The organism is Candidatus Borrelia undatumii (assembly GCF_020882015.2).
GTDB lineage: Bacteria > Spirochaetota > Spirochaetia > Borreliales > Borreliaceae > Borrelia.
Genome location: NZ_CP086555.2, coordinates 218,263 through 240,828, shown reverse-complemented (window position 1 = coordinate 240,828; position 22,566 = coordinate 218,263). Strand labels below are relative to the sequence as shown.

Genomic DNA, 22,566 nt, shown 5'->3' with positions numbered 1-22,566 from the left:
CTTCTTTAACGTTCGGATTTATGCCTAGGACTTTTCTTTTTCCTCCAGGGTAAACCCATAAACTATAGCGCCTAAAATGGCACCAATTATTGGCCCTAGTATAGGGATGAGTGCTACACTGATGTCATCAAGGCCATGATTTTTAAAACCAGCCACTAATAGGAGTAGCCTTGGGCCTAAATCTCTTGCTGGGTTAATAGCATAACCATTCATTCCCCCAAAGCTTATTCCAATAGACAAAACTATTGCCCCAATAATAAACGGAAAGAATGGGTTCTTAGCTCCTTCTTTTACAAATTGTCCGACAATCAGGACTAGAAACATCAATAAAAATGTTCCAAATATTTGGTCAATAAAGCCGGGTAAAAACCCAGTGACTGCAGGGAAAGTGGACATAATTCCTTGCGTAGTTTCAAATTTAGGGTCTATTTCGATCCATTTGGGATAAAATACCACCAGTGTCATTAAAGCTCCAAAAAAAGCCCCAAGCATTTGTGCCGAGATATAGTGAAAGAGTTTTGACATTGGAAATCTTCCAGTCATAGCTAGTCCAATGCTAACAGCAGGATTTAAGTGGGCTCCACTAACTCTTGCAGCCGTATAAACCCCAAATGTCACACCCAGACCCCATCCAAACACTATATTTGTATATCCTCCCTTTATTATTTCCCCTGCTACAGTTGGACTTGATGGGAATAAGACCGTCATGGCTACAGAACCTGTTCCAAGGGCTAAAAGAATAAATGTCCCTAGGAATTCTGAAGCAAACTCTTTAGAGCGCGTATAAACCATATATAACCTCCTTATGTTTAATATAAGCTTACTTTAAAATCAACTTTCTGTAATCTTTGTTGGATTTATTGACTATGTTATTATTTGTGTAGTTGGCTAAAGACCCATTCCAACCCAGAGGGTTGTTTTCATTGCTGTGCAAAGCCTTTTTCAGTGACTCACTCATATTTTCTGTTATGCCGGCTCTTTCATGTGCATTTAGCATATCCGAACTATTAAATTCGTTTCCAAACACAACAAACTTGCCTAATTCTGTTTCGTATTCACTTGACGCAGTATTTGCTGATTTTCTCCTTAATGCTTTGATATCCATTGCTTCAAGGAGTGTGCGATTAAGAACAGTAATGCTGTGCTTACATTTCCGCAACAACGCACCCCCAAGAACTAATAATTCCTCTTCTTGAGGGCTCTCCGATAGGTCAGCAGCATTTCCACAATCTGCAAACCTGTCCACAAGCTTGGAGGTTTTACTTGGGGTGTTAATGGAGCCTGATTCCGCACCTATAACTTGCAAACTATCCATATGCGGCTTTGGATAGTTTACAAGTTCGCATATTGCGTGGTGAAAGAAGACCCTGTACTCAAAATTTCCGTCTCTTAATAGGCTTTCCGATGGGGGTCTAATACCACAGATCCCAAACTTCCGCCAACCAAAACCACAAACCTTTTCACGATCCAGAGCGACACAGCTTGCCCCATTTGAACTGACATCCTCTATTCCCTTCTCGTTGGTACTTTGGGTAAGAGTCCCCTCTTTCTGAGTGAATCTAATCGCTACGCCCCCCACCACACCGCCAAGTAACGGCGACTCATTCAAATTAGCCACCATAGATTCGATACCCATATAAATATTCCCCCAAACCAGAACTAAAACGATTAGAATGATGCTTACGCTAAAAATTCTATTTTTTATCATTATGAATGTCAATGGTTTAAAGGTTCTAAATTCGACAATGTGGTTTGTTTGGAAGAGTTAGATGTTTTTAAGATTTTTGCCACTAGTCACTTCGTGTTTTTGAATGTTTAAATAATTCTGTTTTTTAACTATCATGGATTTTGATTTAAATTTTGGAGGCAAATTTGGTGATTATAATCGAGGGTTTAATTGGTGCAGGAAAGACTACTCTTGGAAGCATTCTGTCTAGGGAGCTTAATGTCCCCTTTTATAGTGAGTTGAATAATGAATTTACATTATCGATTTTAGACAAATTTTACAGGGATAAATCTAGATGGGCTTTTCCTGTTCAGATTAATTTCTTAAATGAAAGGTTTAAGCTTATAAAGGCTATATTTAGAACTAAGGGAGGCATACTTGATAGATCTATTTATGGGGATCGTGTTTTTGCCTCCCTTTTAAATGAGGGGGGCTATATTTCCGACGATGAATATAGAATATATCTTGATTTGCTTGACAATATGTTAGAGCATATTCAGGCTGCCGTTTTGATGATTTATCTTGATTGTAGTGTTGATGAAGCTGAACGGCGAATTAAGAATAGAAATAGAAGTTTTGAGACGGGAATTTCCAGAGAATACCTTGATAACCTTAATAGAAAATATTTAAGTTGGTACGATAGTTACAACTTGTCTCCTAAATTGAAACTTGAATATGATAGCTTCAATATTTTTGATGATGAACACAAAAGTAGGATTATTTCTTTAATTGAGGATAGACTTGTAATATAATTTACTTGTGGCTTATCGTTTTTGCTTTTAGAGATTCTGCGTTTTGTTGGAGGTTGGCGTGAGAAAGTTGGCATTATATTTTTTATTTTTTTCTTTGGTCTTTGTGAGTTTGTTTGCGAAGGGTGATTTTGTGGTTGATGATAGACAAAAGGAACTTGCTATTTTTTATTATGAGGTGGGTCAGAGGTATATTGATGTTGGTAAAGACAAGAAGGGGAAAAGATTCCAAAAGAAGGCTTTAGAGCTTTATCCTAGGCTTAAGGAGGAGGTTGACTTTAAGATTGCCATAGAGGAAATCGACTCTAGGATGAGTATGGAGGGGGAAGTTAAGTCCATTGCGTTTGAAGATGTTAAGCTTGATGAGATACCGGGAATAGTTCATGGTAAGATTGAGATCAATGAGTTGACAAATGCCCCTAAAATCGAATACGTTGCCGAGATGGCAAGGGAGAGGAATAAGGAGCAGGCCGTTAAATTCCAATTTAACAAATTTGCAAGAGCTCTTCTTTTGCAAGATGTTAATTTGCTTAATTCTGTTATGGCGGATGAGATTAAGGTTTTAGATAAGGTTGGGGCTAAGGATGTTGTTATTTCAAACTTAGAAGATGCTTCAGCTGGTGTTGGCAAGGATGAGCTGGGTTACCTTTCAGTTGATGATTTTTATGACCTAAAATCCCTAAAGATTGTCAAAGAATCTGATGTTTACTACAGCGTGCGGGTTAAGTCCAGGAAGAATAATATTACTAAAAACATTCCATTTTGGAGCAATAGTCAGACTTTAGGTTTTGTGAAAAAGGGAGATGGATGGGTTTTGTCTTCAATAAAGTAGCCTATTGTCGTTGCTGTAAACATTATTGCAAGGATGTATATGAAGAGGTCTCCGATGTGTTCATAGACTGTTGTTATCTTTGGGGGTAGTTTGATTTTTGCGGTTAGATATCCCTCTTTAAACGTTTTGAGGCTTTCTACATTTTCTCCGTATTCGTTGATTACTGTGGTTATTCCAGAATTTGTGGCTCTGACGGTTTTGATTCCGTTTTCTATGCTTCTGAACTTTGCTACTACGAAATGCTGCCACTCTGATGAGTTTGTTTTTGACCAGGAGTCGTTTGAGAAGTTTAGTAGCAGGTTTGCGCCTTGGTTTTTATAAGCTCTTGCAAGGTCGGTAAATGCGTCATCGTAGCATATTAAAAGACCCAATCGGAATTTCTTCATTTTAAATATTTCAATCTTGTCTCCGCTAGCTTGCCCTGCGATTCCGAAATTGTTAAGAAAAAATTCCCTTACAAATTCATAATCATGAAATGGTACTTTTTCTGCAAATGGAACCAAAAATACCTTAGAGTATATATTTTCTATGCTCAGATTGGGTTTTATTGCATAGACCGAATTTTGATGTGTCCTTAATTTTCGGTCTATGTTTGAAGGTGAACCGATAACGAAATGAGATTTGCTTTCTATGATTAATTTATTTATTGAATCGTATAATTCGAGTAATTCTGAATTATTATGGGCATATTCTTTATAAGAATCAAATGGAAAGGTGAGCACTCCCTCACTCCAGAGTACAAGTTCTATATCTGGATTTTCTTTTAAAGCTTCTCTGGTAAGTTTAATAGATCTCTTAATGCTTTCTTTATAATTTCCAGGTAACCAAGGGTCAATGTTGAGTTGAATTGCTGAAATATTTAAGGTATCCACTTTTTTGTTTAATATTGGGTTTATTTCTATTTTTTTAATAATTCCATAGGTAAAGGATGCCCCCGTTAACACAATAGAAAGTAGAGCACTTAATTTATTTATTTTGTTTTGTTTGATGAAAAGATTTGCAATTCCTGCGTTAAAAAAATAGACGACAAAAGATACAAAAAACACTCCAAAAATGTCAGCCACTTGTATTAATTCATTAAAGTTGTTGACCATAAATGCTGATAATCCCCAAGGGTATGCTGAAAATCCAACTGACTTTGAATAGTCGTAAAGTGTAAAAAGTATAGCCAAGGTTAATGTTTTGTTCTCAAAAGCTCTTAAGGAATGATACAGCAGATAACCTAACACTAAAGAATAGGGCATGTATCCTATTATTGCACCCAGGAATGTAAATAATCCAAACGAGTGAAAAAATGCAAGCCAAAAATTTTGTAAGCTATTGGCCACTAGAAAATAAAAGACCACAAGGATAATTAAGTTTTTTTTGTCTCTTATTTGAATTAGCGCAATGAAAAGTGGTATGTATGCAAAAAATCCGATAGTTGAATATCCTGTATTTTTTATTTCATTTGGAATTGCTAAAGTCGTAAGAAGGCCAGAAAATATAGCCAGGTAAAAATATCTTGTTTTCATTTTTCCTCTTTTTATCATCTACAAAAGTATATTGCATAGTTGGTTTAGGTGTTAATATTCAACATTGCATAGTATAATATATGGTGTGCAATATGCGATAATGCCAGTTCTAGATGGCGCTGCTTAGGGATGAGGGAATGATTTTGTTTTTTAATGTAATTATTTTGTTCTTCGGGGGTACATTCGTGTTAAATTCTCGGGGGATAGTTACAAATAAAGACGCTCAGGAAGAATTTAGGTGGGCCCTTACTTCCTATAATAACGGGCTTTATGATGATGCTTTATTGTCTCTTAAAAAGGTTTTGAGCTTTAATCCGAATAACCTTGATTATCATTTTTGGACGGGTAATGTCTATTACAGATTGGGGTATATTGAAGAAGCTTTGATGGAATGGAGAAATTTAGAGTCTCAAGGGTATAAGGCCGCCTACCTTAAGCAATTAGTCTCTACAATTGAACAGAGAAGAGGTGTCTTTTTGGATCATGAACTTGGTGTTGAAAGACTTATCAGGGTAGCGTCTCTTGATAACTCTATTTATAGGCGGCCACACGGATACCAGATTACGTCCTTGAGGTCAGATCAATACGGTGGGTATTATGCTGTTAATTTTGTGGGAAATGAAATACTGCATTTCGACGCTAATAACAACATTGGTGTTTTGGTTAAGGATGGTGTTAATTATTTGAAGTCTCCTTATGACCTAGTTGAGCTTGATGGATTGCTTTATGTTACCCTTTACTCAAGGGATGAGATTGGTGTATATGACAAGATTATTGGGGTTAGGAGGGGTTCGATTGGAAAGAAGGGGACGGGAGTTGGCGAATTGCTTGCCCCTCAATATATGACGGTTGATGACAGAAATTATATTTACGTAAGCGAGTGGGGAAATAAACGAGTAAGTAAATTTGATGTTGATGGTAATTTTATTTCGCATTTTGGCGTTAAGACAGTAGGTTTTATGGGGCTTTTGGGACCTACGGGTATTACTTATCTGAATGGAAATATTTATGTTGCCGATACGCTTAAAAGCTCTATTGAAGTTTTCGATACTAGCGGTAATCATTTATACACTTCTCAAACCTCTATTGAGGGCATAGAAGGACTCAGTAGCGATGTCGTAGGTAATAACATTATTATATCTTCAAAATATGGTGTTTATAGGTATAACGTTTTGAACAAGATGTTTGATAAGCTGTTAAAAGCAGATAGTATCGAATCGAAGATTTCGTCTTCGATTATTGATGTCAATAATCAAATTGTTGTTTCGGACTTTAATAATGCTAGGATTTCAATTTATAAGAGTGATGTTAGCATTTATGACAGTCTAAATGTTGATGTGAGAAGAGTAATCGGGAACGGAGATTCTAAAATTTATGTTGAACTTAATGTTAGTGGTAGGAGTGGATTGCCGATTGTAGGTCTTAAAAGTGAAAATTTTGCAATTGCTAATGAAGAATATTACATTGTTAATCCTAAAGTCGCTCATGATGTTAATACCTCTAGCGAGATGAATATTTCAGTTGTGCTTGATAAGTCTTTGGGTATGAAAAGTTATGAAGCAGAGCAGATTATGGGTATAAATACTCTTATAAAGGGCGGTAAGAATAAGAAATTTAGTTTTGTAAATGCGACAAGAGTGCCTTTAATAGACAATATCGGTAGTTTATTAAGCACCATTAATAAGACAAATTCTCTTGGGTCTTATGATTCAACTTATGTGAAGACAGATGTAAGCTTAAAGCTGGCGGGCTCTGAGCTCATGTCGAAGAGTTCAAAAAGAGCCGTTCTTTATTTTAATAATGGAGCTTTGGGTCGTTCTGCTTTTGATACATATTCTGTAGGCACTGTTCTAAATTATTATAAAAATAATGATATTAGATTTTATTTGATATTGTTTGGAAATGGGCCTGTAGATCCTAAATTACAATATCTGGTAGATGAGACTGGAGGAGCAGTGGTTCCTTTTTCGTCCTATGAGGGAGTGTCTAGGGTTTTTGATTTGCTGATGAAACAGAGAACGGGAACTTACTTACTTGAGTACAATTATCCGGGTGCCCAAGAACCCAGTGGATATTTAAATTTATCTGTTGAGATCAATTTTAATCAGCAGACAGGGAGGGGAGAATTTGCATATTTTGCTAATTAGGTCTTGATTTGTCTTTTTTTGGGAGTTTTATTTATGTCACTTAACGTAGGAATAGTGGGTTTGCCTAATGTGGGTAAGTCTACTTTGTTTTCGTCTTTAACATCGTCAAAAACAGAAGTAGCCAATTACCCTTTTTGTACTATTGAGCCAAATGTAGGAATAGTACAGGTACCTGATGAGAGGCTTGAGAAAATTGTAAATTTAATTATTCCTAAAAAAACTGTACCGGCTGTAATGGAGTTTGTTGATATTGCTGGCCTTATTAGAGGATCTTCTAGGGGTGAAGGGCTTGGTAATAAGTTTTTAGCCAATATCCGTGAAGTCTCCATTATTGTTCATGTGGTTAGATGTTTTGAAGATGAAGAGGTTATTCATGTTGATGGGGGTATAGATCCAGAAAGGGATATAGGCACGATTAATACAGAGCTTTGTCTTGCAGATCTTGCTACAGTACAGAAAAGTATCTTAAAGAATGAAAAGATGATTAAGAGTGCTGATAAAAAGGTTAGTGAGATCTCGAAGAAGGCTGTTTTGATGCTTAAGAGGCTTGAAGAGCATTTAATGGATGTTAGGCTGGCATCTAAATTTGTGTTTGATGAGTTTGAAAATGAGTTTATTAAATCATTAAATCTTTTGACTATCAAAAAGGCCATATATGTGTGCAATGTTGATGAAAATTCTATTTGTGGTAATAAATATACAGATGTCGTAAAGGATCTTGCTTTAGGAGAAGGTAATGATTATTTGATTTTGTGTGCCAAGATTGAGGCGGAACTTGCTGAAGTTGATGATTTGGATTCAAGGAAGGAGATGCTTGCTTCTTTGGGGATAAAGGATAGTGGACTGAATAATTTAATAAAGAAAACTTATTATGCTCTCGGGCTTAGAACCTATTTTACCGCTGGTGTGCAGGAGGTCAGAGCTTGGACTTTTATTGATGGGATGAAAGCCCCGGAAGCTGCGGGTATAATACATAGTGATTTTCAGAGAGGCTTTATTAGAGCAGAAGTGTATTCATTTGACGATTTGATTGAATTTCAAAATATACAAAATTTAAAGGAAAGGGGAAGGATTAGGCTTGAGGGGAAAGATTATTTAGTAAAAGATGGTGATATAATCTTCTTTAAATTTAACCTTTAGATAATGAGATAATGTTTTCAATATGAGTGAGTTGTACTTTTATGTAATCAGATTATTTTTTATTTTTGTATTCAATGTCGGGTTCTCTGTATTTTATATTTATCTCTACAAAGATATGTTTGTTGTTTTTGTGTTTTGTTTAATACTAATAAATATTTTTGTAATGATTTCTTACTTGAGATATTATTACGATATTGAGTTTAAAAATGATAGTGTTTTGTATAAGAGTTTATATTCCAAATTGAATTTTGATTTTAGTGATATCTTGTGGATCAAGAAGAGGTTATTGGACAATATGTTGATTTTAGGGTTAAGTAACGGACGGAAAATAAAAATTTGTTTTTTGAGAAATAAATATTTAATTAAGTTTTTCATGAAACTTAAAAGTACGAGGAACGATTTGTTTGTTGTAAAAGCACAAGAATTCCCGATTAGGTATTATGTGTCTGGTATCTATTTGGCGACTCTTTCATTTCGAATTTTGATTAGCTTTTTTATTTACTATATTTCGCTTAGTAATATAGTGATATTTTTGTGTATTTTTTTCATTGATATTAGGGTTTTAGCAAGGGATATTTTAGCCATGAAGGATTTAGTTATTTTTTATGAGTTTAAAGAAAGTTCTGTTTTCCAGAGAAAATTGTTTGCCAGAAAAGAATATTTTTATAAATTTTTTCATAATGTGTCGTTTCATAGTCCTGGTTTGAGTACGGATGGTTGTTTGTCTTTTGTTTATGATGATAATTCTGAGAAAAGAAAGCGACTTGATAGAATATTTATTAGCGACAAGGGGATGTCTTATTCTATGCAGAGTTCTTTTGCGTATGTCTATGAACATTGCAGTAAGGTAACTTAATTTGTGGATTGACTATATTTTGATTAGTTGATATATTATTCACTACTATGTTGGCTGTATTAAGGAGTTTGATTTGGGAAATAGTCCATCGGCATTGAAGAGAGCGCGGCAGAATTTAAGGAGAAATTTGAGGAATTCAGGTGTTAGGAGTGAGTTAAAGACGGTAGAGAAACGTTGTGTTGGGATGTTAAGAGAGGGGAGAAGAGAGGAGGCTTTGGAGTTTTTTAGATTTGTGTCGAAGAAGTTGGATACTGCTGCTAGGAAGGGAATTATTCATAAAAATAGGGCTGCCCGTAGGAAGTCGAGTTTGAGTGTTTTGCTTTTAAAATAAGGAAATGGTTTATGTCTTTTTCAAGGAGACCCAAGGTTACTAAGTCGGATATCGTTGATCTGATAGATTTGAATATTAGGAGTGGCGGGGAAAAAGTTGAGAAGAAGTGTATAAAACTTGTGGTTGATGCTTTTTTTGAGGAGCTTAAGAATAGGCTCTGTCTTAATAATGTAATAGAGTTTAGGTCTTTTGGTACTTTTGAGGTTAGGAAGAGAAAGGGGCGTCAGAATGCTCGCAATCCCCAGACTGGCGAATATGTTAGGGTTGAGGATCACCATGTGGCTTATTTTCGTCCAGGGAAGGACTTAAAAGAGCGAGTATGGGGATATAAGGGATAGTTGATGCCTTCTGATATAAGGGATGTTTATAGGTGGGATTGTAGGCTAGATTCGAGTTTGATTTTTAGAGGTAAGTTGAAGTTTGAGGGTTCCTTGTATCTTGATTCGTCTTTTGAGGGTGAGATATCTTCAGAAAGAGGGGTGCTTTTTATAGGGAGAAACAGCAAAGTTATCACTGATGTGGTGACTTGTGATACCTTGATAGTTGAAGGGATTTTGAAGGGAAATGTGAGCGCTAGTAGCAAAGTTTATTTAAATAGTGGTTGTAAGATGTATGGCGATATTAAGACAAAAAAGATATTTATTAATGATAATATAGTTTTTGATGGTAAGTGTGAGATGGTTAAATCCAATGAGAGTATAGATTTGTTCGCTTTTACGGTTTCGCAGATAAAAGATACTTTTCAGTGAAATAGCATTAGATATAATTTTAATTATTAATGGTTTAAATATTTCTTTTTATGAACCCTTCTTAAAAATTTGTCTCATAGAGGAGATTATGGATAAAAGATTTGAGGAATTTGATTTAGAAGATGAAATGAAGCGTTTGAATTCTTCTAAAGAGTTAAAAATTGAAGATAATTCTAGAAGAAAGGTAGTTAAAGTTTTGGCTAAAAAGGAGGCTTCTAGCTCACCCAGAAAAGCTGATAATGAGCGATTGAAGGTAGACAATGCATTGTCGGATTTTGATTATGATATATCTAGTCCGGATCTGGAAAACAGTATTAAAACACTTGAACAGGGTAACATTGTTAATTTTTTAGGCGGTAAGGATAGTACGATTATTAATACTCTTTATGATAAGCCGATTACTGAGGTTAGGAAAGTTGTTGAAGGGCTTGGCACAAATCATACTATTGCAGTAACTATGAAAAAGACGGAGTTAATATTTTTGCTTGTTAAGATATTAACGGAACATAATATTGGTGTTTTGTTTACGGGGGTTCTTGATGTTTTAAGTGATGGGTATGGGTTTTTGCGCACAGCATCTAATTCTTATCTCTCGGGAGGTAATGATGTTTATGTTTCGCCTTCTCAGATTAGGCTTTTTAATTTAAGGACGGGAGATATTTTATATGGGCAGATTAGGCCTCCAAGGGACGGTGAAAGATTTTTTGCTATGGTCAAGATTAAGAGTATTAATGATCAAGATCCCACATTTGCGCAAAACAGAATACCTTTTGATAATTTGACACCTTTGTATCCTAGCTCAAAGTTGAATCTTGAATATGAGAATTGTAATATTTCTACAAGACTTATTAATCTTTTTGCCCCTATTGGAAAAGGGCAAAGAGCTTTAATAGTTTCGCCACCCAAGGCGGGAAAAACTACTTTGCTTCAAAAAATAGCCAATGCGATAACTACTAATTATCCAGATATTATTTTGATGATTTTGCTCATTGATGAGAGGCCTGAAGAGGTTACTGACATGATTCGTAGTGTTAGGGGAGAGGTAATTGCATCTAATTTTGATGAGCAAGCCAGTAGGCATGTGCAGGTTGCAGAGATGGTAATTGAGAAGGCAAAAAGGCTTGTTGAGAATAAGAAAGATGTTGTTATTCTTTTGGATTCTATTACAAGACTTGCAAGGGCTTATAATCAGACCATGCCAACTTCTGGCAAGATACTTTCTGGGGGGGTTGATTCTAACGCTTTGCATAAGCCAAAGAGATTTTTTGGTTCTGCTAGAAATATTGAAGAGGGAGGTAGCCTTACTATTATAGCTACAGCTTTAGTTGATACTGGAAGTAGGATGGACGAGGTTATTTTTGAAGAGTTTAAGAGTACTGGGAATATGGAATTAATCCTTGATAGGAGTTTAGCAGACAGGAGGCTTTTCCCTGCTATTAATATTAAGAAATCAGGCACAAGGAAGGAAGAGTTGCTTTTAAGTGAGGAGGAGCGCTCTAAGATTTTACTTATTAGAAAGATTTTGGGTGGTGTTGATGATTATGAGGGCGTTGAGGCTTTGGTTGAAAAGATGAAAAAAAGTAAAAATAATGAAATCTTTCTGAAGACCATGAGTAATGGAGATTAGTAAAATTGACTTTGTTTTAAATTTGAGTTAAGCTGGAATAGACTTTTATTGGTTAATAGAGAGGTTTTATGAAAAAGGATATACACCCTGTGAGTGGGCTGGTGGTGTTTAGGGATGGGTCTAATGGTTCAATGTTTTTAACTAGGTCTACTTTGGCTTCAAATGAGACAGTTAGGTATAGCGATAACAAGGAATATCCTTTGATTACTGTTGAGATTACTAGCAAATCACATCCTTTTTACACGGGTCAGCAAAAGTTTGTTGATGCAGCGGGTAGGATCGATAGATTTAATAAGAAATATAAAAAGGCCTGAAGGTATTATCTCTTTTTGATTGTCTTTTAGTATATTTTCTTTATTTTGTATTTCTTTCCGATTAGTTCTTCCAGTTTTTCCTTTTCGTTTTCGTAGGTCTCGTTGTTGACGAGGGAGGTCATACTGTTTTTTTGTTCCATTTGGTTCAACACCCTTTCGGATGTATTTTTAATGTCTTTGGATGTAATTTTGAAATAGGAATTTCTAATATTTTGTCTCAGGTCGTCGCCAATGCTTAAAAGGTTTCTCTTGTAACTTTCAAGGACCTCTCTGGCTCTTGTTTTTACACTAGTACTAAGGCCGATTAATCCTACCAAATAGGTGTATAGGTCTTCGTTTTTAACTTTATTGTTACTAGCTAATTCTTCTAATGACTTTGCAAAGGCCTGATATGTTTTTACAAAGTTTGGATCCCTATATGATGCAAAAGAAAATATGCCATTTGTAATCGACGCAAATGTTCCGTATGCTCCACCCATAACCCTTATTTTTTCCCAGAAAACTCCACTCTTTAATATATGAGCCAAGAAGTTTATTTTTGGATAATTTTCATCCGTTATCTTATAGCTCAAGAAGCTCATGCAATTAAAAGATATTTTTGATGGAATAATAATTATTTCTTTTAGTGGTTCACCGAATGCCTGTATTGTAGTTAAAGTACTTGTATAGATTTTTTCAATCAAACTTTCTTTTAGTATAAATAACTCGCCTTCCAATTTTTTAATCACATCACTGGTATCTCCCATAAGCAGAGATGAAAAATTATTTTTTAAAATTATTTTATTTTTTATCTCTTCTAAACTACAGGCAAGTTCTTTTAAAGATTCCGTATCTGTTTTTATTTTCTGCCAAAATTCTCTTCCTGTAACTCCTAGTTGAAGCTCTCTTAAGTATTTACTCAAACTAAGCTTTGATTCTGCTCTCGTTATTGCAAAAGTATGTCCTTTAGGGATTAAAATCGATTTAAAATCATTCTTAAGACTTAATACCACCTCTTTGAGTCTATCGTAATCATTGAAATTTATGTTAGTCAAAATTTCTTTAATCAATATAAAAGACTCTTCAATTTTGTTATTAAATGATTTAAAGCCTATGTTGAACAAATTGACAATTCTACCATTAATGTCTTCTTCGTAACTTTCATATATGCTCAATTGTCCCAAAGTATTTTGAATTTTGTTATTTATATCTACATAAGAATAATTTTTGGTAGACAAATCTTGAATAGCTCTTCTGAATAAAGAGAGCATTACAAAGTCCTCTTTTTCTAAAAAATCTAACCTAAAGAATAGGTATACATTAAAAATATTATTGTTATTTTTTAATTCGAATGTATGTGCCCTAAGCTCTGGTATTTCGTTAAGATCCAAGCTCTTCTCAACTTCTTTTGGTAAGTCTTCTATCTCAAGCATTGGAAGCTTATTAATATCAGATCTAGGATCTCTTTTTTTTTGATAATCTTTAAATTGATTGTAGTCCTTTGTGAATTCTAAAAGTTTTTCAGGGTTTTGCTTAATCTTAATCTCTCTGTCCATCAGTTTCTTTTCTATCTTTTCTTCCATTTCCTTAAGGATCTTATCCGATGGTATGAAATTGATTAATGTGTAATGATTGTTACGTAGTAGGTATTTCTCTATTAGGTTTTCAAAGTAAAGCTCACCCTTTTCTAGTTTACTTTTAATTGCATCTAAATGGCAATTGATTTTTAAGGTATCATCCGGATGCATACCATGCATCCACCCCCTGAGGCTTTTAATTATCAATGAGATGGCAAGTCCTTGTCCCTTTTCCTCTTTTAATGCAAATTCGTAGCCGAAAAGAACCCCCTGTATTAGTTCTTTTGGAATCTTGACTTCAACAAGATTTTTAAGTTCACTGAAAACCATATTTTTAAATTCCTCTACTTTCCCTGGAACCACATTTTGTAGGCCAAACGAGAACACACATTCTCTTATGTCTGTGTTGATGCCACTAACGTTGTCTATCCCGTCACCAATATTGCTTTTTAATATGTTTATGGTGAATTGACAAGAATCGTCTAGGAGAATTTCCGATAAAACTTCAAGTCCAATACTCTCTCCTATATCTTGGATATCAGCACATAACCAATTTATTGCATATACTCCGAGTGTATTTTCATTTTCTTTTGGAATGAAATAATCCAATATTTTGCCCTGCTTCCATCTTTTTGCTTTGTCTATGCTAAAAGTGATATTCGATTTTTCTTTTTTGTACGGTCTTATTATATATTTTTCAATGAAATTGAGATTTTTATCAGTTTCGATATTTCCAAACAAAAATATTTTGCAATTCTCGAGTGTATAGTGCTTTTTATAAAATTTAATGAATTCTTCGTATGTAAGGTCAATAATGTCAACAGGATTGCCTCCAGAGTCATACTTATAAGTCCCCTCGCAAAATAAAGAATTGGTTGAAATTTCATTAATTAAGGAATTTTTACTAGAGTAAACACCCTTCATTTCATTTAATACAATTCCAGATAATTTAAAGTGATTAGGGTTAACATTGTAACCTTCTTGCATGAAAGCTTCTTTTTTTAGTAACGGATTAAAAACAGCGTCAGCATATACTTTAAATAAGTTAAAATAGTCCTTCTGTATTGTAGAAGCTGCTGGGTATAATGTCTTATCTGGAAATGTCATTGCATTTAAGAAAGTATTTAGGCTTCCTTTCATTAAATAAAGAAAAGGATCTTTTATCCTGTATTTGTTTGAACCGCAGAAAACCGTGTGTTCCAAAATGTGGGCAACTCCAGTATTATCTAAAGGAATTGTTTTAAATGCTATGCCGAAAGCATTTTCTTTAAATGAATTGCTTTTAAGTTCAAATACCTCCAGGCCACTTTCGTGTTGAAAGTAGCACCCCTCAGCATCATATTCTTCTAGATAAGTTCTTGATATTAAGCTGAATTTTTTTTTCCTCTTCATTTTTTATCGATTTTAACCTTAATGTATTTTGCTATTTCCTCTTCATCAAATTCGAATATATTTTCTGTTTCATTTAAATCGAATACATAAGCAGGCAATTTGATGACTATACTTTTATTTTCAAAATAAATCACTGCCTGCTGTAAATCGAAAAGCAAGTCGTTTGATTGTAATTTTTCTTTAATTTTGTGCATGAAGAAAGGAAAGGCCTCCTCTACTTCAATCAATTCGTCTATGTTGTGTATGTAATCTCCATTGTTGCTAATATAATAACTTCTGCAGTTTGTAATGGACATTCCATTTATATCTTGAGTTGCAGATAATACTATTGTATAGACGTCGTATCCATGGTAGATTTCATAATCCAGCTTTAAACTTGGTTTCCTAGGGTCTTTTCCAGAGCTGTGCGCTATACCTTTCAAGTTTTTGACAGTTTCATTTGCATAATTTTGGATCTCGCTATTGAACTCTTGAAGGTTGTTGCTGTTTGATACGTCACCTGTTACCCTAGGTATCCTAATTTTATATTTAAATAATTCAGACTCTTCTTCTGCGGAAATTGATGTAATAATCAACTCATCAGCTTGGTCATAGCTTACATTGGTATCATTAAAATTGATACTTTTAGGTTTTTTCTCACAACCCACAAGAACCATCAACAAAGAAATTAAAACGAATTTTTTTTTACCCTTAATAACCCAACCCCCTCTGTAGTAAAGTTAACCCAACATTATTCCCAAGTTATTATATAATAATTCTTATGCTAATTAATATAAGTCGATTTTATAAATTTTATTTTGTTTTAATTAGATTTGGTTAAATTTATTGTTGGGAGTTCTCTGGTGCTTGATTTGAAGTTTATAAGAGATAATAGGGATCTTGTTCGTAAAAATCTTAAGGATAGAGGCCTTGAGCTAGATATTGACATTTTGGTTGTTCTTGATGATGAACGTAGAAAGCTTGTTACTAGGATAAGTGAGCTGAATTCTGCTAGGAATGAAAACGCTAATGCGATGAAGGGAGAAGTTGATGATGCTAACAGGCAGGCTTTAGTGGAAAGCGGAAGAACTTTAAAATTAGAAATTATGGCTTTAGAAGAGAAATTGGAACATATAACGTCTAAACTTTTAGTTGAACACAAGAAGATCCCAAACATTTCTGCTCCCGATGTACCTGTTAGCGATAGTGAAGATGGAAATGTTTTAATAAAAGTTTCAGGAGCTATTCCAGAGTTTAGCTTTAAGCCTAAGGATCATTTAGAAATTGGGGTTAAGTTGGGTCTTTTTGATTTTGAAAGAGCACGTGAAGTAAGCGGTAACAAGTTTTATTATCTTAAAAATGAGGGTGTTTTGTTAGAACTTGCATTGATTAACTTTGCTTTAAATAAACTTAAGAGTAAAGGGTTTGATTTGTTTACTACACCAGATGTTGCAAGGGAATTTGTAGTTGATGGAATTGGTTTCAATCCTCGTGGAAGTGAGAGTAATATTTATAAAATTGAGAATACGGACAAGTACCTTATTGGTACGGCTGAGATTACCCTGGGTGGATATTATTGTAATACAATACTTGATCTTAAGGCTCCAATAAGAATGGCAGGACTTTCTCATTGTTTTAGGAAAGAAGCTGGAGCTGCTGGGCAATTTTCTAGGGGTCTTTATAGGGTGCACCAATTTAGTAAGGTTGAAATGTTTTGTGTTTGCAGGAGCGAAGATTCTGAACGCATTCATAATGAATTTTTGGCATTAGAGGAGGAGATTTTTAGCGATCTTGAGATCCCATACAGAGTATTAAATATTTGTACCTTTGATCTTGGTGCTCCAGTTTATAAGAAGTATGATATTGAAGCTTGGATGCCAGGTAGAGGAGAATATGGTGAGGTAACTTCAACTTCGAATTGTACAGATTATCAGTCAAGGCGCCTTAAGATTAGATATAAAGAAGATGGTCAGAATAAGTTTGTGCACATGGTGAATGGAACGGCAATAGCTTCAACAAGAGCCATTATTGCTATAATTGAGAATTTTCAAGATGAAAAGGGTGGCGTTAGAATTCCTAGGAATTTGTTTAAATATACTGGATTTGACTATATACCACCTAGGAATTAGAATGCAAGATGTTTTCTTTTAAGTTTTCAATTGCTTTTAGCAGTATTTCGTGATTTTTGAGATTTTTGGGGAAGGGTGATGTTAGGGCTTGTCTGAACTTGCAAGCCCCCTCTTTGGCAAACATTATCCCCATGATGTGTTTTAGTACTGTACTGATTGAAAGGTATCCATTATATTCTTTGATATATTCTGCCATTTTTAATAATAGTTCTTCTCTTGTTGGGATTTCTTCCTTTTCTTCCAGGAACTCCCTTGAAGCCGTTGCGATAAAATAGGGATTGTCTGCTGCGGCTCTTCCAATCATAACGGAATCTACATGTGGTAAATGCTCTCTTATATGTTTGTTGTTGTTAATTCCTCCATTTATTTCGATAAACAAATTTTTATGTTCTTGCTTTAATTTGTACACAAATTCGTGCCTCAGACTTGGAATGCTTCTATTAAGCTTAGGTGAGTATCCATTTAATATGGCTAATCTTGCATGGATGATAAAGTTTTTGATTTCAAATGTTGCAATTTTATCTACAAATTGTTTAAGTTCTGTGTAAGTTTCTTCGCAATATTTTCTCTCATTTAACCTTATTCCGATTCTGTTTTTAATTGAAACTGGTTTGTTTGTGTTTTTTTTCATAGCACTTAAGATGTTACCTACTTGAGTCGGATTTTGCATCAAACAGGCTCCGTAATTAGCGTTTTGGACTCGAGAAGATGGACAGCCAATGTTAAGATTATATTCATCAAAATTGAATTTGTTTTCAAGAATTTCTATCGCCCTGGCAGCATCATTTTCACAGTTTGTTGCTATCTGGATTGCGATTGGGGGATCTGTAGGTGTTTGTTTTACTATCTTATCTATGTTGCCCATTACGATTGACTTTGCAGAAATCATAGGAGTAAATAGGGTAACTTTTTTTGACATTAATCTTATAAGATATCGAAAGTGTTCATCTGTAATGTCTACCATTGGCGCTATTGATATTTTTCGTTTTATTAACATTGTATAATATGTTAAAATAAAGCTCTTGATTTAACAATTTGTTTTTCTTGAAGCCTTAAGAGGAGGAGTTGTGGTTTCGGGTCGAGTGTTGGTTTTATTGTTATCGTTAGTGTTTTTATTATCGTCATTGATCGTTTCTAACGGTATAAAAAACATTGGGATTAAGAATGAGAATTACATTACTGTTAAGGGGTTGAGTGAGAGAGAAGTTGTTGCAAATTCTTCAAGTTGGAATTTGCAATACGAATTAGTTGGTAATACTGTGGATGAAATTAATAGGTTGAATAATGCGAATTTAGCAGCGGTGAAAGATTTTTTTGTTAGTTATGGATTTAACGAGAGTGATATAAAGATTGGATCTATGAATTTTAATATTGGGAATTATCAAGGAACTCTTTACAAGTACAATGCGTATGTGTCTTTGAATGTTTATACTAGGGATGTTGATAAGATGGAACAGGCAGGTAATAATATTATTAAGCTTTATAACAAGGGAGTGCTATTAACTAGTAACTTTGGGCCAAGTTATTATTTTGATAAAATTAACGATATTAAGCCTGAAATGCTAGCGGATTCCGTTAAGAATGCTGAATTAGCGGCTTTGGAATTTGCAAAAAATTCGGGTGCTACTTTGGGAAAAATTAAGAATGCAAATCAAGGGTATTTTGAATTTCTTCCAATTGATAGAAGTTTGGGAAGCCATGAGCTTTATTCAAGGAAGATATTAAGAGTTGTTACTACAGTTTCTTATTATTTAGACTAAGATTGATTAAAGGAAGGATGATGGAGTTTTTATATTCTAATAAAGAGAGCGATTTGAATAGGAGATTTTTTGATTTTTTTCTAAGCAGTGTTAGTCAGAATGATTTTAATAGTATTGGAATTTGTGGTGGGCGCAATATCGTTCCTCTTTTAACTGTTTTTGATGAGAATAATTATTCTCTCAAGAAATCTCATTTTTTTTTGGTAGATGAGAGGTGTGTTGATCTGGGCAGCAATGAGAGTAATTTTAAGCTTTTAAGCGAAGGTTTTTTTTCGAAAATGATAGATAAGAATTTAATCCATAGTTCCAATTTACATCCGTTTATTTATAATGAATTTGATGAGGCGTCTTCTGTCCACAATTATAATATTGAATTCAATTCTAGGTTTACAAGGCTAGATATTAGCATTTTGTCTGTTGGTGAGGACGGGCATATTGCTTCACTTTTCCCTTCAAGAGGGCTTTTGTTTTCTGAGATGGAAGGGTATCAGTATGAATATGATGCTCCAAAGTTTCCAAGTAAAAGAATAAGTTTGACTCCTAAGTCTTTGAGATTGTCTAAATCTTGCGTTTTGCTCTTTATGGGGGAGGAGAAGAGGGGTGCTTTGGAAAATTTCTTAAACTCGAAAGTTTCTTTGAAGGAGTGCCCCGCCAAGATTTTAGAGGGAAGCTCTCGTTTATTAGTTCTTACAAATGTTGAAGGGGTCTATGCAGGACCCTAGACTTTCTAAGTATCAAAATGCGAAAAATTTAGGATCCAAAACTTTTAACACTATTGACAAAGAAGGGTTAGGCGGTGTTGAGGTTTCTGATGCTGGGATGCAAGGTTCTATGTTGAAGTCTTGGATCAATCTTATTAAAAGAGATAAGAGTGTGTCTTTGAGTGAACAAGGGTCTTTTAAAAGGGAGCCTCAAAGGCTAGGATTTATTCGTAAGGAAAGTAGGGTTTCAATGGTTGCAAAGTATTTATTAGCCATTGGTCTTGAAAAATCGGCAGAAATTATGTCTGAGCTTGATGATGTTCATATAATCTCTATTACTGAAGAAATTGCCAAGATTAAGTATATTACTCCTGGCGATAGAAAGCGGATTATTGAAGAATTTGAAGGGTTGGTAAGGCATGAGACTAAACATTTAACGATTGATAATAAGTTTACTTATGAATTATTGAATAAGTCTTTAAGTAAGTCAAAGGCAAAAGAGATTTATAAAAGGGTCATGGGAGTTGATCCTTTTGTGCCTTTCGATTATTTATCTGGTGTTGAACATGAGCAGCTTTGGGCTTTAGTTAGAGCTGAGGATGTGAAGACCCTTCTTGTAATATACAATTACTTATCCAGGGAACAGAAGAAGTATGTTTTTTCTATGCTGGAGAAAGACGTTAAGAAACAATTTATTAAAGAACTTGCTAGGCCAAAGCAATTCAATATGGATATGGTTGAGATTATTTCTGAGAGATTAAAGAGCAGATTTGAAATGCAAGGGAGACTTAAGACTGAGAAACTAGATGGTACTAGGATATTGGTTGACATTTTAAGCTACATGGACTCTGAGGATGAGAAGAATCTTTTAAGTAGTATTGATATGGAAGCTTTTAATCCTGTCAAAGATAGTGAGATTAAGGAGAAGATATTTGATATTGATGTAGTACTTCGCATTTCGGATAATGATATGCACAATATTTTAAGGGAATTTACAGATAGTAACATTGCGATGATTATTAAGGGTAAAAGTGATGAGATTAGAAATAAGATTCTTTTGAACGTTTCAAGAAGGCGTAAAGAAATTATTTTGGAAGAAGAGGTTTTTTTAAGAGAAGTAAAGAAAAAGGATGTTAGACAAATGACTGCGTCCTTTGTCAGTTATATTAAGGAGTTGACTTTAAAGGGTGAATTAATAATATATAGAAAGAACGAGGAGTTTGTTTAGTGAAACTTGATGATCTGCGTAGTAAGTACATAAACTTTTTTAAGGCTAGGGGGCATGTGGAGATATCGGGTAAGTCTTTAATACCCGAAAATGATCCTACTGTTCTTTTTAATACGGCGGGTATGCAACCTCTTGTTCCTTATCTTCTTGGAGAAGTACATCCGTCTGGAGATATGTTAGTAGACGTTCAGAAATGTTTAAGGACGGGAGATATTGATGAGGTTGGAGATTTTAGTCATTTGACTTTTTTTGAGATGCTTGGGAATTGGTCTCTTGGCAGTTATTTTAAAGAGCTTTCTGTGAAATACAGTTTTGAATTTTTAACTTCGCCTGATTATTTAAATATTTCAAAAGATAGGCTTTATGTTAGTGTTTTTGGGGGTGATGATAATATTCCACGAGACACGGAGACAGCTGGTGTTTGGGAAAGCCTTGGGATTCCTGTTAGTAGGATATTTTATCTATCGAGGGAACATAATTTTTGGGGGCCTGTTGGCAATGTAGGGCCTTGTGGTCCAGATACTGAAATATTTGTTGACACGGGGATAGATAAATGTTCCATTGACTGTGATATTACATGTTATTGCGGTAAATATTTTGAAATTTGGAACAACGTTTTTATGCAATATAGGAGGAATGAGGATGGGTGTTATGAGGAACTGGCTCGAAAGTGTGTGGATACAGGCATGGGAGTTGAAAGGACTGTTACATTTTTGCAGGGAAAGTCTTCAGTATATGACACTGATGCCTTTAAGGCTATTATAGAAGAAATTGAGAAAGTCTCTGGGAGGGTTTATGGACAAAATACAGCGGATGATAGAGCTATTCGTATAATTGCGGACCATATTAAGGCGAGTTGTTTTATTTTAGCTGATAGTTTTGCAGTTCTTCCCTCTAATGTGGGACAAGGTTATGTTTTAAGAAGAATTATTAGGCGAGCTGTTAGATATGCAAAAAAAATTGGGATAGAGTCCCATTTTTTAGCAGATCTTGTCGATTCTGTAGAGGGAATTTATAAATCCTTTTATAAAGAGATAACAGAAAAGAAGGATTTTATTAAGAGTGAGCTTGGTAGGGAAGAAGGAAAGTTTTTTAAAACCTTGCGTCAGGGTGAACAAGAATTTGTTAAACTGGTTCAAAAATTGCCGTTGAAGGAAATCCCAGGTGAGCTCTCTTTTAGGCTTTATGATACTTATGGATTTCCTTATGAGATAACGGAAGAACTTGCGTCTGAATATGGATTTAGTGTAGATAGAGCGGGGTTTGAAGAACATTTTAGAAAGCATCAAGAGGTCTCTAGGAAGGGAGGTGATAGCGTTTTTAGGGGAGGGCTTGCTGATTCTACATATGAAACCACTAGGTTGCACACGGCCACTCATTTGCTGCATAAGGCACTTCAATTGGTATTGGGTGAGCATGTAAGACAGAGGGGGAGTAATATTACTGCGGAAAGACTGAGGTTTGATTTTAGTCATCCTCACAAAATGACAGATGATGAGATAAAAAAAGTTGAAGATATGGTCAACTTACAAATAAGGAATGCATTGTCTGTAAAAAAATCTATAATGAGCTTGAATGATGCTATGGCTAGGGGTGCTATGGCTCTTTTTGGTGAAAAATATGATGATATTGTGAGCGTTTATGAAATAGATGGATTTTCAATTGAGGTTTGTGGTGGCCCTCATGTTAGGAATACTAGTGAGCTTGGCACTTTTAAAATACAGAAAGAACAGGCTTCTTCTTCGGGTATAAGAAGAATAAGGGCAAGTTTAATTGACTAATGGACAGTTATTTTGCTTTTTTTAATAAACAACAATTGATCGATTAATAATTAAA

The 22,566-nt window shown here is 34.7% G+C and carries 20 protein-coding genes and 1 pseudogene; 15 read left to right on the top strand and 6 right to left on the bottom strand.

The annotated features are described in order from the left end of the window. Positions 1–24: 24 nt before the first annotated feature. The gene (locus LKV13_RS01180) at positions 25–792 is read right to left on the bottom strand and encodes an MIP/aquaporin family protein (protein ID WP_229088794.1); all 768 of its coding nucleotides are present in this window, start codon (positions 790–792) and stop codon (positions 25–27) included. Positions 793–820: 28 nt separating this feature from the next. Continuing rightward, complete coding sequence (locus tag LKV13_RS01175; RefSeq protein WP_229088793.1) at positions 821–1,636, bottom strand: hypothetical protein; 816 nt, start codon at positions 1,634–1,636, stop codon at positions 821–823. Between the two features lie 239 nt (positions 1,637–1,875). Between LKV13_RS01175 and LKV13_RS01170 the strand changes: the two genes are divergently transcribed. Both LKV13_RS01170 and LKV13_RS01165 read left to right on the top strand, forming a co-directional pair. After that, entirely contained in the window at positions 1,876–2,478 is a 603-nt protein-coding gene (locus tag LKV13_RS01170; RefSeq protein ID WP_229089671.1) for a deoxynucleoside kinase, read from the top strand. A gap of 58 nt (positions 2,479–2,536) precedes the next feature. Next, positions 2,537–3,307, top strand: coding sequence for a hypothetical protein (locus LKV13_RS01165; RefSeq protein WP_229088792.1), 771 nt, complete (start codon positions 2,537–2,539; stop codon positions 3,305–3,307). Here LKV13_RS01165 and lnt read toward each other — a convergent pair. After that, positions 3,250–4,821, bottom strand: a complete 1,572-nt coding sequence (gene lnt, locus LKV13_RS01160) for an apolipoprotein N-acyltransferase (RefSeq protein ID WP_229088791.1) — start codon at positions 4,819–4,821, stop codon at positions 3,250–3,252. The two genes, LKV13_RS01165 and lnt, sit on opposite strands and share 58 nt — an antisense overlap. A gap of 140 nt (positions 4,822–4,961) precedes the next feature. Here lnt and LKV13_RS01155 point away from each other — a divergent pair, with 140 nt between their 5' ends. The 8 genes and pseudogenes from LKV13_RS01155 to LKV13_RS01120 all read left to right on the top strand — a co-directional run bounded on the left by LKV13_RS01155 (position 4,962) and on the right by LKV13_RS01120 (position 11,985). Beyond that, positions 4,962–6,968, top strand: coding sequence for a tetratricopeptide repeat protein (locus LKV13_RS01155; RefSeq protein ID WP_373464036.1), 2,007 nt, complete (start codon positions 4,962–4,964; stop codon positions 6,966–6,968). Positions 6,969–7,001: 33 nt separating this feature from the next. Then, positions 7,002–8,108, top strand: a complete 1,107-nt coding sequence (gene ychF, locus LKV13_RS01150; RefSeq protein WP_229088790.1) for a redox-regulated ATPase YchF — start codon at positions 7,002–7,004, stop codon at positions 8,106–8,108. A 22-nt stretch (positions 8,109–8,130) separates the two neighbouring features. Further along, positions 8,131–8,964: a hypothetical protein gene (locus LKV13_RS01145; RefSeq protein WP_229088789.1), complete on the top strand. Its 834-nt coding sequence runs from the start codon at positions 8,131–8,133 to the stop codon at positions 8,962–8,964. Positions 8,965–9,037: 73 nt separating this feature from the next. Further along, positions 9,038–9,295, top strand: a complete 258-nt coding sequence (rpsT, locus tag LKV13_RS01140) for a 30S ribosomal protein S20 (RefSeq protein ID WP_229088788.1) — start codon at positions 9,038–9,040, stop codon at positions 9,293–9,295. Between the two features lie 11 nt (positions 9,296–9,306). Further along, positions 9,307–9,633 carry an HU family DNA-binding protein gene (locus LKV13_RS01135; RefSeq protein WP_229088787.1) on the top strand — a complete coding sequence of 109 codons (327 nt, stop codon included), beginning with the start codon at positions 9,307–9,309 and terminating at the stop codon, positions 9,631–9,633. A 3-nt stretch (positions 9,634–9,636) separates the two neighbouring features. Then, positions 9,637–10,044, top strand: coding sequence for a bactofilin family protein (locus LKV13_RS01130; RefSeq protein ID WP_229088786.1), 408 nt, complete (start codon positions 9,637–9,639; stop codon positions 10,042–10,044). A gap of 148 nt (positions 10,045–10,192) precedes the next feature. Then, positions 10,193–11,671, top strand: a pseudogene (rho, locus tag LKV13_RS01125) (transcription termination factor Rho); the annotation flags it as partial. A gap of 68 nt (positions 11,672–11,739) precedes the next feature. Further along, positions 11,740–11,985 (top strand): type B 50S ribosomal protein L31, encoded by a 246-nt coding sequence (locus LKV13_RS01120; RefSeq protein ID WP_229088784.1) that lies wholly within the window; start codon positions 11,740–11,742, stop codon positions 11,983–11,985. 26 nt (positions 11,986–12,011) lie between these two features. Here the strand turns inward: LKV13_RS01120 and LKV13_RS01115 are convergent, their stop codons facing one another. Then, entirely contained in the window at positions 12,012–14,933 is a 2,922-nt protein-coding gene (locus tag LKV13_RS01115) for an insulinase family protein (protein ID WP_229088783.1), read from the bottom strand. After that, positions 14,930–15,589 (bottom strand): hypothetical protein, encoded by a 660-nt coding sequence (locus LKV13_RS01110; protein ID WP_229088782.1) that lies wholly within the window; start codon positions 15,587–15,589, stop codon positions 14,930–14,932. Before LKV13_RS01110 ends, LKV13_RS01115 begins: the two co-directional genes overlap by 4 nt. 186 nt (positions 15,590–15,775) lie before the next feature. On the opposite strand from LKV13_RS01110, the gene serS reads away from it, so the two are divergent. Further along, the gene (gene serS, locus LKV13_RS01105; protein ID WP_229088781.1) at positions 15,776–17,041 is read left to right on the top strand and encodes a serine--tRNA ligase; all 1,266 of its coding nucleotides are present in this window, start codon (positions 15,776–15,778) and stop codon (positions 17,039–17,041) included. On the opposite strand, the gene dusA is transcribed toward serS, so the two are convergent. Beyond that, entirely contained in the window at positions 17,031–18,038 is a 1,008-nt protein-coding gene (gene dusA, locus LKV13_RS01100; protein WP_229088780.1) for a tRNA dihydrouridine(20/20a) synthase DusA, read from the bottom strand. The genes serS and dusA overlap by 11 nt on opposite strands. 70 nt (positions 18,039–18,108) lie before the next feature. Here dusA and LKV13_RS01095 point away from each other — a divergent pair, with 70 nt between their 5' ends. The 4 genes from LKV13_RS01095 to LKV13_RS01080 are packed head-to-tail and all read left to right on the top strand — an operon-like array spanning position 18,109 to position 22,511. Next, positions 18,109–18,801 (top strand): SIMPL domain-containing protein, encoded by a 693-nt coding sequence (locus tag LKV13_RS01095; RefSeq protein WP_229088779.1) that lies wholly within the window; start codon positions 18,109–18,111, stop codon positions 18,799–18,801. Positions 18,802–18,821: 20 nt separating this feature from the next. Beyond that, on the top strand, positions 18,822–19,523 hold the full coding sequence (locus LKV13_RS01090; RefSeq protein WP_229089665.1) for a 6-phosphogluconolactonase: 702 nt from the start codon (positions 18,822–18,824) through the stop codon (positions 19,521–19,523). Then, positions 19,510–20,730 carry a flagellar motor switch protein FliG gene (locus LKV13_RS01085; RefSeq protein ID WP_229088778.1) on the top strand — a complete coding sequence of 407 codons (1,221 nt, stop codon included), beginning with the start codon at positions 19,510–19,512 and terminating at the stop codon, positions 20,728–20,730. Before LKV13_RS01090 ends, LKV13_RS01085 begins: the two co-directional genes overlap by 14 nt. Next, positions 20,730–22,511 carry an alanine--tRNA ligase gene (locus LKV13_RS01080; protein WP_229088777.1) on the top strand — a complete coding sequence of 594 codons (1,782 nt, stop codon included), beginning with the start codon at positions 20,730–20,732 and terminating at the stop codon, positions 22,509–22,511. Before LKV13_RS01085 ends, LKV13_RS01080 begins: the two co-directional genes overlap by 1 nt. Positions 22,512–22,566: the final 55 nt, after the last annotated feature.

Excerpts from the sequence above, each read along its gene's own strand:
- LKV13_RS01135 (WP_229088787.1), top strand. The coding sequence starts at position 9,307 with ATGTCTTTTTCAAGGAGACCCAAGGTTACTAAGTCGGATATCGTTGAT.
- LKV13_RS01175 (WP_229088793.1), bottom strand. The coding sequence starts at position 1,636 with ATGGGTATCGAATCTATGGTGGCTAATTTGAATGAGTCGCCGTTACTT.
- lnt (WP_229088791.1), bottom strand. The coding sequence starts at position 4,821 with ATGAAAACAAGATATTTTTACCTGGCTATATTTTCTGGCCTTCTTACG.
- LKV13_RS01085 (WP_229088778.1), top strand. The coding sequence starts at position 19,510 with ATGCAGGACCCTAGACTTTCTAAGTATCAAAATGCGAAAAATTTAGGA.
- LKV13_RS01090 (WP_229089665.1), top strand. The coding sequence starts at position 18,822 with ATGGAGTTTTTATATTCTAATAAAGAGAGCGATTTGAATAGGAGATTT.
- LKV13_RS01120 (WP_229088784.1), top strand. The coding sequence starts at position 11,740 with ATGAAAAAGGATATACACCCTGTGAGTGGGCTGGTGGTGTTTAGGGAT.
- LKV13_RS01130 (WP_229088786.1), top strand. The coding sequence starts at position 9,637 with ATGCCTTCTGATATAAGGGATGTTTATAGGTGGGATTGTAGGCTAGAT.
- LKV13_RS01180 (WP_229088794.1), bottom strand. The coding sequence starts at position 792 with ATGGTTTATACGCGCTCTAAAGAGTTTGCTTCAGAATTCCTAGGGACA.
- dusA (WP_229088780.1), bottom strand. The coding sequence starts at position 18,038 with ATGTTAATAAAACGAAAAATATCAATAGCGCCAATGGTAGACATTACA.
- LKV13_RS01110 (WP_229088782.1), bottom strand. The coding sequence starts at position 15,589 with ATGGTTCTTGTGGGTTGTGAGAAAAAACCTAAAAGTATCAATTTTAAT.
- LKV13_RS01115 (WP_229088783.1), bottom strand. The coding sequence starts at position 14,933 with ATGAAGAGGAAAAAAAAATTCAGCTTAATATCAAGAACTTATCTAGAA.
- LKV13_RS01145 (WP_229088789.1), top strand. The coding sequence starts at position 8,131 with ATGAGTGAGTTGTACTTTTATGTAATCAGATTATTTTTTATTTTTGTA.
- ychF (WP_229088790.1), top strand. The coding sequence starts at position 7,002 with ATGTCACTTAACGTAGGAATAGTGGGTTTGCCTAATGTGGGTAAGTCT.